General features: G+C 43.3%; 11 protein-coding genes and 2 pseudogenes. 2 read left to right on the top strand and 11 right to left on the bottom strand.

Going from position 1 to position 15,166, the window contains the following annotated elements; all coding sequences use genetic code 11:
• Window positions 1–19: 19 nt before the first annotated feature.
• Window positions 20–103 (bottom strand): annotated as a pseudogene (locus tag ACTNEW_RS02075) (DUF6783 domain-containing protein); the annotation flags it as partial.
• On the opposite strand from ACTNEW_RS02075, the pseudogene ACTNEW_RS02070 reads away from it, so the two are divergent.
• A pseudogene (locus ACTNEW_RS02070) lies at window positions 80–211 on the top strand (DUF6783 domain-containing protein); the annotation flags it as partial. The pseudogenes ACTNEW_RS02075 and ACTNEW_RS02070 sit on opposite strands and share 24 nt — an antisense overlap.
• Here ACTNEW_RS02070 and ACTNEW_RS02065 read toward each other — a convergent pair.
• The 8 genes from ACTNEW_RS02065 to ACTNEW_RS02030 form a co-directional block, all read right to left on the bottom strand.
• Window positions 160–834: a YkgJ family cysteine cluster protein gene (locus tag ACTNEW_RS02065; RefSeq protein WP_441057286.1), complete on the bottom strand. Its 675-nt coding sequence runs from the start codon at window positions 832–834 to the stop codon at window positions 160–162. The pseudogene ACTNEW_RS02070 and the gene ACTNEW_RS02065 overlap by 52 nt on opposite strands.
• Window positions 835–998: 164 nt before the next feature.
• Window positions 999–3,194 carry a DNA topoisomerase III gene (locus tag ACTNEW_RS02060; protein WP_441057284.1) on the bottom strand — a complete coding sequence of 732 codons (2,196 nt, stop codon included), beginning with the start codon at window positions 3,192–3,194 and terminating at the stop codon, window positions 999–1,001.
• A gap of 218 nt (window positions 3,195–3,412) precedes the next feature.
• On the bottom strand, window positions 3,413–4,912 hold the full coding sequence (locus ACTNEW_RS02055) for a glycoside hydrolase family 32 protein (RefSeq protein ID WP_441057283.1): 1,500 nt from the start codon (window positions 4,910–4,912) through the stop codon (window positions 3,413–3,415).
• Between the two features lie 23 nt (window positions 4,913–4,935).
• Window positions 4,936–6,771: an alpha-amylase family glycosyl hydrolase gene (locus ACTNEW_RS02050; RefSeq protein ID WP_441058090.1), complete on the bottom strand. Its 1,836-nt coding sequence runs from the start codon at window positions 6,769–6,771 to the stop codon at window positions 4,936–4,938.
• Window positions 6,772–7,084: 313 nt separating this feature from the next.
• A complete protein-coding gene (locus tag ACTNEW_RS02045) occupies window positions 7,085–7,945 on the bottom strand; it encodes a carbohydrate ABC transporter permease (protein ID WP_441057281.1) in 861 nt (286 codons plus the stop codon).
• Window positions 7,945–8,826 (bottom strand): carbohydrate ABC transporter permease, encoded by an 882-nt coding sequence (locus ACTNEW_RS02040; protein WP_441057279.1) that lies wholly within the window; start codon window positions 8,824–8,826, stop codon window positions 7,945–7,947. The genes ACTNEW_RS02045 and ACTNEW_RS02040 overlap by 1 nt, the downstream gene beginning before the upstream one ends.
• Window positions 8,827–8,954: 128 nt before the next feature.
• The gene (locus ACTNEW_RS02035; protein WP_441057277.1) at window positions 8,955–10,217 is read right to left on the bottom strand and encodes an ABC transporter substrate-binding protein; all 1,263 of its coding nucleotides are present in this window, start codon (window positions 10,215–10,217) and stop codon (window positions 8,955–8,957) included.
• A 526-nt stretch (window positions 10,218–10,743) separates the two neighbouring features.
• A complete protein-coding gene (locus ACTNEW_RS02030; RefSeq protein WP_441057275.1) occupies window positions 10,744–11,721 on the bottom strand; it encodes a LacI family DNA-binding transcriptional regulator in 978 nt (325 codons plus the stop codon).
• 434 nt (window positions 11,722–12,155) lie between these two features.
• Here ACTNEW_RS02030 and ACTNEW_RS02025 point away from each other — a divergent pair, with 434 nt between their 5' ends.
• Window positions 12,156–12,845, top strand: a complete 690-nt coding sequence (locus tag ACTNEW_RS02025) for a phosphatase PAP2 family protein (protein ID WP_441057273.1) — start codon at window positions 12,156–12,158, stop codon at window positions 12,843–12,845.
• Between the two features lie 193 nt (window positions 12,846–13,038).
• On the opposite strand, the gene ACTNEW_RS02020 is transcribed toward ACTNEW_RS02025, so the two are convergent.
• Window positions 13,039–14,055, bottom strand: coding sequence for a glycosyltransferase family 2 protein (locus tag ACTNEW_RS02020; RefSeq protein WP_441057271.1), 1,017 nt, complete (start codon window positions 14,053–14,055; stop codon window positions 13,039–13,041).
• Entirely contained in the window at window positions 14,021–15,127 is a 1,107-nt protein-coding gene (gene mutY, locus ACTNEW_RS02015; protein ID WP_441058088.1) for an A/G-specific adenine glycosylase, read from the bottom strand. Before mutY ends, ACTNEW_RS02020 begins: the two co-directional genes overlap by 35 nt.
• Window positions 15,128–15,166: the final 39 nt, after the last annotated feature.

Here is a 15,166-nt window from a genome sequence, read left to right as displayed (position 1 = left end):
TTCTGCTCCTAGAGTTTGTTTAAAAATTCATTCCCGTCATCTGCACGCCCCACTTTGCAGGAAATTTGCCTCGCATTCGGTCAACATAGCCCGCTATGCCTCCCTCATTTGAGGAAAATTCCCTACAAATTGTGACGCACATCTGTCGGAAAGCAATTTTCAAACACACTCTAGACTCAGAAGTTCTTTTCCTTCCTTCAGGCGCTCATAAAACTGCGGATAAAAATCAGTTCTGCTGTCATATGGTTTCAGATAAAACCGATTTACCACATAAAGATTCAGATTTCTGATCAGCTCCGTGTCTTCCGTTTCATAAAGAACTTCCTGCACATCCTTCAGAAAATAATGCCAATCTGTAATATATTTCTCATATTGCTTCAGATCCGGCGTATCAATCCATTTTCGAACCTTAATCTTGCTTCGGTTTGTTTTCGGGCACTCATGGATCTGCAGAAAATATTTAAAACTGTGGTCCTCATAATATCTTCCAAGCGGAAAAAGCCTGCAGAATCCCGGACGCGCCGGATGAATGGAACATCTGCCCTCTCTATTCAGGAATACACACTTTTCCTCTGGTCCGGTCATGCACAGATGCGGAAGAATATTTCCATCAAACACATCCAGCGCAATTTCTCTTTCCAGAAGTTTCTCCGGTTCTTTCTTAAGATACGCGGAAAGCCGGTGCACATCCAGAGGATCCAGCACCACGCTGTTTCCCATCCCCTTACAGCAGTCGCAGCAGCCCGCACAATCATGGCAGTCTGCTTTGACCATATCATTCAGTTCGTATAATCTTCCATCTGAAATCTCTTCTATAGCTACTTCCCGTCGCATATGCCTCTCCCTCATATGTTATTTTTTTATTATTACCAATCTGGTATTTCCTTCCAATGTCATAAAGCTTTCCGAAATACCAGCATCTTCCCGATGCCATACAGCTTTCCAGAATCCATATTCTCGATATCATAAAGTTTTCCAGAATATCTCCATCTTTCATCCTATTCCAGCTTAATTCCTGCAAGAGCTTGTGCAAATGCATTATTTACCGGTTCTCTTGCTTCTTTCTGCTGCTGTTTCAGGTATTTCTGCACATCCCGTTTGTTGACGCCCGCACCCTCTTTTTCTCTTCTCGCCTGAAAAGCAGAAAGCTTTTCTTTATATCCGCAGGCACAGACAAACGTTTCTTCTTTTCCTTTCAAAATCATTTCCATTCGTTTATGACACTTCGGACAACGGGCATTTGTGGTCCTCGATACGGTTTCCCGATAGCCGCATTCACGGTCCTGACATACCAGCATTTTACTGTTCTTGCCGTTCACAGCCAGAAGGTGTTTGCCGCAGCGCGGACAGACCTTATTTGTGATATTCTCATGCCGGAAAGTACCATCCCCTGTTTTGATCTCATCTACAATTTCACACGTGTATCCCCGGATTTCTTCCAGAAATGTCTCCTGACGCATTTTTCCTCTGGAAATATCGCTGAGCTTGCGTTCCCAGTCAGCAGTCAGCTCCGGCTTTTTCAGATCCTCCGGAACCAGTTCCAGAAGCTGTTTCGCCTTGGATGTGATGTGAATTTCGTTTCCTTTTTTCTCCATCAGGAAGGAATGGAAAAGCTTTTCGATAATATCCGCTCTTGTGGCAACAGTTCCAAGTCCGCCTGTTTCTCCCAGTGTTTTTGCTGCCTGTGCATCTCTGGTCGTCATATATTTCACTGGATTTTCCATGGCAGCCAGCAGGGTAGCCTCTGTAAACCGTGCCGGCGGCTTCGTCTTTCCCGATGTAAGAGAAGCTTTCTCAATCCTGAGATGTTCCCCCTCCCGGATCACCGGAAGCTTCTGATCCTTTGGAATCGACTCCTCCGTTTCTTCCTCATTTTCTTCATAACTTCCTTCATAAACTTCTTTCCATCCGGCACTTCTGATCACTTTTCCGCTGGCTGTAAAGGTATGTCCTGCAGCTTTTCCCTCCATTGTCACCTGCTCATATAAAAACGGCGGATAAAGGACGCTGAGAAATCTGCGCACTACCATATCATAAATCTTCCGCTCCTCATTTGTCATATGATCCAGCTGCACAAACTGTTCTGTCGGAATGATTGCATGATGATCACTGACTTTTTTGTCATCCACAAAAGAACTGTTTGTCTGAAGCGGCTTATTCAGAAGAGCACCTGCAAGCTTTTTATAGGGACCTGTCCCACAGGCTTTCAGTCTCTCTTTGATTGTCGGCACCACATCCCTGCCGATGTATCTGGAATCTGTTCTCGGATAGGTAAGAACTTTATGGTTTTCATACAAACGCTGCATAATATTCAGCGTTTCTTTGGCCGAAAAACCGTAGCGCTGATTTGCTTCTCTCTGAAGGGTGGTCAGGTCATAAAGTCCCGGTGCAAAACTCTTCTTTTCCTTGCGATTTACGAAAGTAACCTCCAGAATGCCGGTATACGTATCTGAAAGAATTTTTTCCATCTTATCCCTGCGGAAAGAACGATAGCTTCCATTTGCGGAATCTTTCCAGGTCCACTGAACATCACCGCACTGCAAAACAGCCCCATAATATTCCTGCGGTTTAAAGTTTTTGATTTCTTCTTCTCTCTTTGCGATCATGGCAAGGGTAGGAGTCTGTACACGCCCGCAGGAAAGCTGCGCATTGTACCTGCAGGTCAGTGCTCTCGTTCCATTCATGCCAACCAGCCAGTCCGCCTCTGCTCTTGCTTCCGCTGCACGGTACAGGTTCTGATATTCCCGTCCGTCTCTCAGATTCTGAAATCCTTCTCTGATGGCTTTGTCCGTAACCGAAGAAATCCATAGTCTCCGGATCGGCTTATGACAGCCAGATTTTTCCAGGATCCACCGTGCCACCAGTTCGCCCTCTCTTCCCGCATCTGTGGCAATGATGATATCCCCGATATCCTTACGGAAAAGCTGGGTCTTCACTGCCTGATACTGTTTCGAGGTCTGCCGGATCACCACCAGTTTCATCTTCTCCGGCATCATGGGAAGTGTGGACATTTCCCATTTCATATATTTTTTATCATATTCTTCCGGATCTGCCAGTGTCACAAGATGTCCGAGAGCCCATGTCACAACGTATTCTCTGCCTTCCAGAAATCCGTTTCCCTTCTGTCCGGCTCCGATCACCCGCGCGATATCTCTGGCAACGGAAGGTTTTTCTGCAATTACTAAAGATTTCATATTACAATCCTTTCCGATGAAATGTAACTAGTATAACACATTTTTCCCTCACAGTCCATCGAAAGACCATTGCTGTTCGGCTATACACTTCCCACTATCTGGGCGAATTCGGAACTTACACCCGTTAGAGCGCGCCCATGGCGCGCAAACGCAAAAAGGGTCTGGCATTTCTGCCAGACTCTCCAAAAATCGATCACCCGATCTTCTCTTTCATGTCCTTATTCCGCATCCGTAATAAGGTCATATTTTACCACATTCATTTTTACTGCTCCGTCAGCAAAGAAAGAAATTCTGTCTGCCGCCTGATCCGTATACATGGTGATAGTCATCACCTGTTCTCCGTCATTGACAAAGACTTCCGCACTGAAGCGGTCCAGAATCAGACGAAGTTTGAGTCTGCCGTTTTCGGAACGGACAAGGCTTCTTCTCTGATGGATTGCAGCTCTTCTGGAACCGCTGAATTTTCTGTCAAGCTTCAGAATGGATTCATGCGGCCGGAAGCTGACTGCTGTATGATACACATCGTCCTGTGCAAAACGGACAGCAAACTTCTCGTATACTTTTTCCTCATCCGCCGGAGAAAGCTCCAGTTCCAGATCCACTCTTCTGCCGCTGATACCATCCAGTGAGATAACCCCATCTGCCACTGTCACATCCTGATATTCCACACGATTGCGGCGAAGCGTTTCCAGTTCGCGAATCGGATTCTCATAAAGTCTTCCGTTTCGGATGGATAACTCTCTCGGCACTGTCATCTGACCGAACCATGCTGTATCCGGAAGCTGCAGACGTGCGGTATCCCAGTTCTGCATCCATCCCAGAAGAACTACTCGTCCATCCGGCGTACGGATAGTCTGAGGCGCATAAAAATCAATTCCATAATCTACCGTCTGATGATGTTCTTCCTGGAATTTTCCTGTTTCCTCATCAAAAGTACCGATCAGGCAAAGTGTTCCGTTTCCATTGTGATATTCAAATCCTTCCGGAAGCATATCCATCGGACTGCAGATGATCACATCTTTTCCATCCAGTTTAAAAAGATCAGGGCATTCCCACATCACGCCGAAACGATGCTGATTTTCTTTTACAACACTTTTGAAATCCCAGTGGAAGCCATTCTCACTCTTATAAAGAAGAATCTGTCCGCTTCCATCAGCAGCACGGTTTACTGCCACCATACTGTAAGTGCCGTCTTCATTCCGGAACATTTTTGGATCACGGAAATCTGCTTTGCTGCATCCTTCCGGAATATCCTTCTCATCCAGTACAGGATTCTGTTCGCATTTCTCATAATCAATGCCATCGCCCACAGCAAGACACTGGGTCTGTTCATCCACAAACCCGCCGTCTTCCTTAGGAATTCTCTTCACACCGGTATACATCAGAAGCTGACGTCCATCCGGCAATTCCACAGCACTGCCGGAAAAGCATCCGTCTCTGTCATAAGGCTGATCCGGAGCCAGTGCTGCAGGCAGATATTCCCAGTGCAGCAAATCCTCACTTACCGCATGACCCCAGTGCATGGGACCCCAGTACGGATCATAGGGATGATATTGATAAAAAAGATGATATTTCCCCTGATAGTAAGAAAAACCGTTGGGATCGTTCAGCCATCCCACTCTTGAAGAAAAATGGAATTCCGGACGGTCTTCTTTTTTGATTCTTTTTTCGTAAGTTTCCTCGTATCTGCGCGCATCACGCAATGTCTGACTTGTCATTTTGCCTCTTCACCCTCTGTTAGTTAATTTTTCCGTTTCAGCCAGAAGAATCCATTTCCCGGAACGCCAACAGCTACTGCAACCATTTCTTTTCCGGTAACAAGATCCTGATAAACACCATCTGCCTCATTAATCCAGGCAGTTTTGTCAAATTCACTGAAATTGAAAAGACCGATCAGTCTTTCTCCTTCATATTCTCTTACAACACAGATAATAGACTGCTCGTAAGTTTCCAGTGTATAAAATACCGCATTGGACATAAATACCGGTTCCTTTGCACGGATTTCCTCCAGTTTTTCCAGTCCATGGTAAACTTTTTCAGAAACACTGCCGTTTTCTTTTATCTGGTCAACCAGTTCCCAGTTGAATTTTCCTCTGTGGATATAACGGGAATCCGGAGCTTTATCCGGAACTTCCTTGTAAGTGTAGTCATTTGTCTGACCAACTTCATCACCGCTGTAGAGCATCGGAATTCCGGACTGAGTAAACATAAATGCATGAAGCATCAGATCTCTGGCAATGGCATGCTGCATCTGTTCTTCATCCTGCTCAAATCCGGCTTTTTCCACACCACACATGGAGGCTGCAGTACCGCAGAAACGGGCATCGCCGGTCACCGGATCTGCATTGTAAAGCTCGCCTCTGCTGTAGCTTCCTTCTGCCACACCGGTAAAGAAATCGTTGATATACTGTTTGTGAGGACGTTCCTCCATTCCCCAGCTGCGAAGAGTCGGGTAATCCAGTCCCCAGCCGATATCGTCATGACAGCGCAGATAATTCAGGAACACATAATCCTTCGGAAGTGCCGCAAGGATATCCATCTGGCGTTTCAGAAGTCTTGCATCCCTGGTGGCAAGGGAATTCCACATTGTTGCCATCGTCGTTACATTATAGAGCATATGGCATTCCGGTTTTTCCACAGTGCCAAAATACGGTGTTACTTTGGATGGTTCCATAACTACTTCACCGAGAAGAAGAATTCCCGGGCATACGATTTCTCCGATCATACGCATCATACGTACAAGGGTGTGAACCCTCGGAAGATTTCTGCAGTCAGTTCCCAGTTCCTTCCAGATATATGGTACGGCATCAATACGGATGACATCGATTCCTGCATTTGCAAAGAACAGGAAATTGTACATCATTTCATTAAACACTCTCGGGTTACGGTAATTCAGATCCCACTGATACGGATAAAAGGTTGTCATGACATAATGACCATTCTCCGGACAATAGGTGAAGTTTCCGGGAGCAGATGTAGGAAATACCTGCGGAACTGTTTTTTCAAACTGAGCCGGGATATCAAAATTATGGAAAAAGAAATAACGGCTCATATACTCTCCGTCGCCCTGTTTGGCACGGACAGCCCATTCATGATCTTCCGATGTATGATTCATGACAAAATCCATACAAACACTCATATTTCTCTCATGGCAGGCATCTGTCACTTCCCGCAGATCATCCATGGTTCCCAGTTCCGGCTGTACTTCCCGGAAATCAGCAACTGCATATCCGCCGTCAGAACGTCCCTTCGGTGTCTTCAAAAGCGGCATCAGATGTACATAATTGACATTGCTTTCTTTCAGATAGTCAAGTTTGCTTTTCACTCCCTGCAGATTTCCTGCAAAATTATCTACATAGAGCATCATTCCCAGCATATCGTTCTTTTTGAACCAGTTGGGCTCTTTTTCACGATCACGGTCCATCTGCTTCAATGATGCTTTTCTCTCTATGTAGAACCGGTACATCTGTTTACAAAGTTCATCAAACATCCATTCATTCTGGTAAACTTCCATGTAAAGCCATTTCAGTTCATCAACATGTTTTTCAAACCGACGGTGATATTCTGCATCTTCCATGTTTTTTACTGTATCTGCAGAAATTTTCACTGTTTCAGTTTTCACAGCTGCAGTTTTCTCATTTACAGATTGAACAACTGTATTTTTTTTAATTTCAGGCTGTGCAATCACAACTGTTTCCTTCTCAGGTTTCATAGTCGTAACCTTTTCATTTGCAGGTTTCATATTTTCAGGTTTTTTATTTACAGCAGACTTTGCAGAAGCCTGTCTCTTTTTCCTTTTCTGCATGAATGTCCTCCTTAAGGTGTATATAATCAAAGCAAAAAACGCGGCAGGAATACACTTCTATATTCCTGTCGCGTAAGAAAAATCTTTAGCCTTTTACGGCACCTGATGTAACGCCTTCAACAATGTAACGCTGCAGGAACAGATACAGGATTAAGATTGGAAGCATTGCAAGGAGCAGAGCTGCCATTACAAGACCCATATCTGTAGAATAGGTTCCGTAGAATACCTGTGTTGCAATCGGAATGGTGTATAATTCCTTACGTCCAAGAACAAGGCTCGGAAGAAGGTAGTCATTCCAGAATGCCATCGCATCTATGATCGCTACAGTTGCAATCGTCGGTTTCAGAAGCGGAAATACGATTTTCCAGTATGTCTGCCATCTGGTACATCCGTCAATAAACGCTGCCTCTTCCAGTTCCATCGGGACATTCGTACGAATTGCTCCATGGAACATGAATGTTGCCATAGATGCTGAAAAACCTACATGCATCAGAATCAGGGTGATACGGCTGTTCAGTACTCCAAAAATTCCGCCATAGAGGGAAACCAGAGGAATCATCAATACCTGGAAAGGAATAACCATGGAAGCTACCATTCCGGAGAATAACAGATTACATGCTTTCCAGTTGTTTCGTACGATCACAAAAGCAGCCATGGAAGACACCAGAAGTGTCAGTACTGTTGCGCATACGGTAACGATCAGAGAGTTTTTGAATACTACAAGGAAATTCATCTTTTCCATAGCTTTCGGGAAGTTTTCCATCGTAAAGCCATGTGCTCCGATCAGTGCCAGCGGATTGGAAGTAATATCTGCCTTGGTCTTAAATACGTTGATAATTACCAGTATCAGAGGGAAGATAAATAAAAAGAATACTGCTACCAACACAATCATCATAATTGCATGAGATACCTTTTTTTTCTGTGCAGCCTGTGCATTTGCATCCATTATGCTTCCACCTCCCCTTTCTTACCAATGTAAACCTGAGTTACACCTACGATTGCACATACAACGAAGAGAATCAGTGCTTCAGCCTGACCTGTTCCGTAATTCTTATATGTAAACGCCTGATTGTAAACGTGCATTGCTGCCATTACAGAAGAATTGAACGGTTCGCCCTTTGTTAAGGAAAGGTTTACATCGTAAACCATGAAGCATCGTGTGATAGTCAGGAACAGACACTGTACAAAAGAAGCTCTCATCAGAGGTACTGTAACATTCCATGTTGCCTGAGATTTCGTACATCCGTCGATCTGGGCTGCTTCCATAAGACTCTTCGGTACACTCATAAAACCAGCTACATAAATCAGCATCATATAACCTGCATACTGCCATACAGAAACAATGATCAGACAGAGCATTGCTCCATTGGTTGTTGCCAGCCAGGAAGTAGAAAGTGCTCCAATTGAAAGAGCCTGTCCAACAGATACCAGTGCACGGTTAAATACGAATTTCCATACATAACCAAGAACGATACCACCGATCAGGTTCGGAACAAAGAAACCTGCACGGAAAAAATTCTGTCCTTTGATTCCGCTTGTTACCAGATAAGCAAGCAGGAACGCTACCACATTGACCAGAATAACAGCGATTGCTGAATAGATAAAAGTTCTTCCAAGGGCCTGCCAGTAAGCAGCATCTTTAAACGCTGCAAGATAATTCGCTAATCCAACAAATGGCTTTGTCTTTGAAATGCCGTCCCAACTTGTAAAAGTCAGATACAGACCATAGACAAAGGGAAGAATTACCACGGCAAAAAACAGTACTGTCGCCGGTCCGGCAAACATGAGAAACTGTTTTACTTTATATGACATGGTGTTTCGTTTCATGCTTTCTCTCTCCTTTTCTCCATCATTTCCTTCTGCCGGACTGACCCGGCAGGATCAGCTCAGAGAATACGAGGTGCCGGATTTCACCGGCACCTCAGAATCATTTCTTGATGAATGCTCAAGAATTATTAGTGCTCAACCGGAGTAGTTGCTTTCCAATAATCTTCGATTTCAGTTGCGAAACCTGCACGGTCGATCTGACCTGCAAGATATTTCTGGAAGGAAGCACCACAGATAGAGAAGTGATCATCCGGAGCATAATCGTAGTTCGGGATCAGAGCGCCTTCATCAGCATATTTCTTTACAGATTTTCCAAGAGGATCAGATACTTCGATTGCATTGTTGGAGAATGCAGGTACAAGTGCACAATCTGTTGCGATAAAGCTCTGTCCAGCCTCATCATATACAAGCCAGTTCAGGAAGTCTTTTGCTGCCTGCTGCTGTTCTTCAGATGTATTATCGGAGTTGTCGATGAAGAAATATTTGGAACCGCCGCCAACGAGTTTTTCATTGGTTCCGTCTTCTGTATTCTGCGGAACAGGCATCAATCCCATGTTTTCTGTGTAATCATAAGCATTGATTACAGACCAGTCCCAGTTACCGCCGAACATGAATGCGATTTCGCCTTCAGCAAGTTTCTGTTCGGATACTTCACGTTCTGCTGCGATTGGAGAATCTTTTGCGTAGTTGTTTTCCATCAGGACATCAAAAGTATCCATCAGAGAATTGAATTTTTCATTGTTGATAAGATCTGCGCTGCCTTCATGAAGAGATGTGATGAATCCCTCTACATCTTCCTGCTCTTCATATACTTCACAAAGGAAATGAGCACCAAGTGACCAGTCTTCTTTCATGATTCCAACAGGAGTTTCCATGCCGCCCTCGATCAGTTTTGCAATGAGTTCTTTGAATGCATCGAGAGTTTTGTAATCATCCGGATTGAAGGTTTCACCTGTGATTGCTTCGATTGCATCAGCATTGTACATCAGACCACGTGCTTCTACACATACCGGGAATCCGTAAACTGTACCATCAACACTGATTTCATAATCTGTATCATTTACCCACTCCTGATCGCTCAGATCAAGTGCGTGCTCTTTTCCAAGAGAATAAACATCTTTTGCATCTACCATGCTCAGAGTATATGGATCTTCAGATGCATATCTGGTTGCCATATGAGCAGCTACTGTATCGTTGGAGTAGTAAACTTCTACGTCGATACCTTTCTCCTCTGCATATTCTGCCGCTTTCTCCTCCATCTGGCTCTGGATTTCCGTTTTGGAGTTGAAGATTGTGATGGAAACATCATCTGCCAGTACCGGTACCGCACCTACTGTTGTAAGAGATGCTGTCATTGCAACTGCCATTGCGAAAGAAACTGCTTTTTTCATTTTGTAATCCTCCTTGATTATGTTTTTATTGCGTTTCTCTTGATGATTGAATAGTATCACAACCGCTTAATATATGTCAATCGTTTATCATATAAAAAACACACGCAAATTGTAAGTTTGTTACATATATACTAATTTAGCTTTCTTATTTTGTCTATTATGAATAATTTAATTTTCAGAATTTTATTTTCATTTCTATGAGTTGTATTTAATTTCTGATTTTTTCGTATTTTTATGTATTTACCGCTTGTCATATTATGTCATATATCCTGAAAGATTTTTTTTACAGAAAAATACAAGGCATTGTTTCAAATGAGAAGGAATCCTGCTCTGCAGGATTCTCCGCCTGCGGCGGATTGCTTTAGCAGTATATTTCCTCTCCTCCGCAGTGTGATTCTGCCCGGAGAGATTTTTTGCATCACAGGAAAACGCAAAGTACTTTCCTGTGATACAAAAAAAAGACTGACGTTCTTCGCATCAGTCTTTTTACATCACTGTTCTGTCAACAGCCGCTTATTCATTTTTCTCAGGCGCTTCCGCGAACTACCAGAGTAACCGGAAATACAGTCTGGGCAGGAACCATCTTTCCTTTCGATGCAGATTCCAGTGTCTTGATGATTGCTTCTGCCATTTCCTTCACCGGCTGACGGATCGTGGTGATCCCCGGAATCGTAAGAGACGCAATATTGACATCATCAAATCCCACAATTTTCATCTGCTCCGGTACTGAGATTCCATTTTCATGACAGATCTGAATTGCCTGTGCCGCAATCACATCCGATCCCGCAAAAATCCCATCTGTATTCGGATGCTCCTTCAGAGCTTCACGAATCACCTGATAATAATTCATATCATTATAAAAGCACTGTCCCGGATCCACGTCCCAGAATTTCACTCCGTTCTCTCTGCAGACCTTTTCACATGCTGTCTTCCTGTCATCCGCAGGCATACGAACTTCATTTACACCTCCGATATGAAGAATATGTCTGCATCCTCCATCAACCAGGCGCTGAGCTGCCAGTACTCCTCCCTGATAATTATCACACAGAATTCCGGCAGTTCCCCCATCGATAAAACGTTCAAATGTAATCAGGGGACAATCCAGATTCTTAAATTTCTCTGTGCCGATATTTCCACTGCAGAGCACGACTCCTGCAACGCGGTTGCTCCTGCACATTTCAATATATTCTTCTTCTTTCTCCTCTTTTCCCTTGGAATTAAACAGAAGAATTTTGTATTTATGTTCATAAGCTGCCAGTTCCAGATTACTGATCATTTTCGCAAAATAGGGATGTACGATGTGCGGTACAATGACTCCTATGGTATTGCTCTTTCGCTTCGAAAGAGAACGTGCCATCTCATTCGGCTGATAATTCAGCTCCTCCATGACCTCGTACACTTTCTGTCTTGTCTTCTCGCTGATATATCCTCTGTTATTCAATACCCGGGACACTGTACCAACTGTCAGTCCTGACTCTCTGGCAACATCTTTCAAAGTAGCCATAGTTTCACTCCAATCGGTACAATTGTTTGTCTATAATATACCATTCAAAAGACTGATATGTCAACCGCTAGTCATCTTTTTAAACAAAATTTATATCGGAATTCTGAAGTATTCCTATTCAAATTCTTTGCAGATTATTACAATGACCAATAGCCGTTTTCCTCACTGTTCACCGTAATTTTCTAATTTTTACAAAAATTTCATTTGAAAACAGAGATTACAGGTGCTATCATATGGATGATTTATAGTAGGGACAGGATAGTTTCCCATACAGGGAAGCATATGATTCTTTTATTGTGCATATAGACTAATAACATCTGATTTTTCCCGTTATTTTCTTCGGGTAATTCCGGGAATTGTACTTTAAAAGACAGTCTTTCTGTGCTATAATGTCGCACTGATGAATAACAACAGAACTTAAGGAAGGTGGAACTTTGTTAGAATTTATCAAAAAATACAAGCATGGTTTAGTTATAGCAACTTACAGCCTTGTCTATATGGTACTGTTCTTTTATCTGGAACGTATGCCCGTTCACGGTTATCATGTTGTACATACGGTTTTTGACGATATGATACCATTTTGCGAATATTTTATTGTACCTTATCTGCTCTGGTTTCCATATATGATCGGAACCGTAGCATACTTCATCTTTATTAACAAAAACAAGCGAGAATATTACCAGCTGATCTGCAATATGATGATGGGAATGACTATTTTCCTGATTGTTTCGTATGTATATCCCAATGTACTTCATCTTCGTCCTGCAGAATTTCCAAGAGACAATATTTTTACGGATGCGGTGAAATGGCTGTACCGGACAGATACTTCAACAAATGTACTTCCGAGTATTCATGTTTTTAATTCACTGGCAATACATATGTCTCTGACATCCTGTGAAGCACTGAAAGATTGCAAAACTGTAAAACGCGCTTCACTGGTACTGACCATTCTGATCATTATGTCCACCATGCTGTTGAAACAGCACTCGGTCATCGATGTATGTATGGGTGCTACACTGGCTCTGTTCGGATATCTTGTTTTCTATCCGCAGAAGGCTCTGGAAACATCCACTGCACCTTCCTGGACTTCTTATAAAGGAAGACGCAAAAATTACAAACTGTAATATATAAAACAAAACCCCTGCATCAGGAAATGCTACAAAAAAGCGACATTTCCCGGCGCAGGGGCTTATTTGTTTATTTGTTTATTTGTTTATTTGTTTATTTGTTTATCTGTTACTCTGTTAATCTGTTATTTCTTTTTCCTGCGGATTTTTCACCACTTATCCCATAAATACCGTATAATTCTGTATCTCATCAATTAAATCCATAAAATTTCTGGCAGATTTTATATCCTGTCACAAAAACCTTGCGTCCTCCTCTTCCCGGAAGGTTTGATGCATTTCCAAACAGGCTGTAACGAAGACGTCTGTATAACCAGCGATCCTGTTCACGGATATATTCCAGAAGTTCTTTTTTCTTTTCCAGAGCTTCCTTAGAACCGGATCGGATCAGCATAATGGAGGAAATCGTAGTAATGATATCCAGATAACTTACCATATAAGCGCGAAGCCGTTTATTCGTAAATTTCACCTTATGGAAAGCATCCACCATCAGCTTATTTACACGGATCTGCTGGTCAATTCTTCGGATCATCACTTTTTCATTAACAGACTGATCATCTCTTCCGATGAAATATCTGTAGAAATTCACATCCAGATAATAAAGATTTTCCACATACGGGAGCGGCTCAAACGCAAACAGATTGTCTACATAAAATGTATGCTTCGGCAGTTCCAGACCACAGTCATGAAGCAGTTTCGTTCTGTAGATCATGGAATGCATCAGAAGATATTTTCCCTTCGGCATGTGCTTCACTGCATCCCAGCCGAAAATTTCATTCTGCGGCAGGCAATGACGGTACTGCATCACTTTTTTTCTGGTTGCACCCTGTTTTTCATAAACAAAATTACTGATCAGAAGATCCACTGTCTTTGGTCCGCGGATCAGTTCTTCCAGCGTCTGCAGGATTTTTTCATATGCTTCTTTATTGACCCAGTCATCACTGTCCACCACCTTAAAATAAAGACCGGTTGCATTGCGGATTCCTGCATTGACAGCCTGTCCATGTCCTCCATTCTCCTGGTGGATTGCTTTGACAATGGAAGGATACTTTTCCGCATATGCGTCTGCGATTTCGGCTGTTCGGTCTGAAGAACCATCATCCACGATCAGAATCTCCACATTTTCTCCTCCCGCCAGAAGAGAATCCACACACTTCTCCATATACGCTTCCGAATTATAGCACGGAATCGCGATACTTAAAATCTTCATCATTTTCCTCCTTCATATATCCCACGTATGCACGAAACGCAGATGGTATGGCATACTGTTTTTCCGATTGTTTCCTGTCCACAAAAATCAGCTTTTTTCCTTTGTATGACTCCAGGGAAGATACCCGTATCCTGTAAGCCGTCATTCTCCATTCGATATGAGAAAAAATATGCTTTGCCGGTTCCAGTGGTTCAATTTTCAAAGGATCCAGATTCAGCTCCTGAACGGTTCTCAAAGCTTCTTCCCGGCTTAAGTGTCCCTCAAAATTCGGCAATTCATACAATCCTGCCAGAAGACCTCTTCCGGGACGTCTGGAAATAGCAGTTTGCTCCCCGTCCTGAATCACAAGAACTGTACGCTCTTCGATTCTTCGTTCCTTCTTCGAAGCTTTCACCGGAAGTTCCTGAACAGTGCCATTCCTACTGGCCAGACAGCACTCCCTTACAGGACAGCTGCTGCATTTTGCAGGACCGTTTGGCACGCAGACGACAGCTCCCAGTTCCATAAGTGCCTGGTTAAAATCACCCGGACACTCTTCCGGCATAATTTCCCTGAGCTGCTCTTCCATCTTTTTGCGCACAGACTGCTTCATAATGTCTTCACGGCTTTCTGTAATTCTGGAAATGACTCTCAGCACATTGCCGTCTACAGCCGGAACCGCTATTCCATAGGCAATAGAGGCAATTGCTCCTGCTGTATAACTCCCTATTCCTTTTAACGACAAAAGCTCCTCATAGGATTCAGGAAGCTTCCCTTCATATTTTTCTGTCACAGTTACTGCTGCCTGCTGCATATTTCTGACACGATTGTAATAGCCAAGCCCTTCCCACAGCTTCATCAGTTTTTTCTCCGGACATGCTGCCAGTGCAGGAATATCCGGGAGTTCTCTGATAAACCGTTCAAAATACGGTTTTACCGCTTCCACACGGGTCTGCTGGAGCATAATTTCTGAAACCCAGGTATAATATGCATTGTTCTGATCTCTCCATGGAAGATCCCGTTTGTTTTCTCTGTACCATTGCAGCAGAGGTGTTTTCATCTCGTTCAGCAGAAAATTATTCTGTTCATTCATCAAAAGCCTTTCCTCTTCATTCCGTAAACTTCTTTCTGT

It is taken from the genome of Blautia sp. HCP3S3_G3 (genome assembly GCF_052063365.1).
In the GTDB taxonomy this organism is placed as follows: Bacteria; Bacillota; Clostridia; order Lachnospirales; family Lachnospiraceae; genus Blautia_A.
Note: the sequence above shows the minus strand (reverse complement) of the source record. Positions and strands in the feature narration are given on the sequence as shown.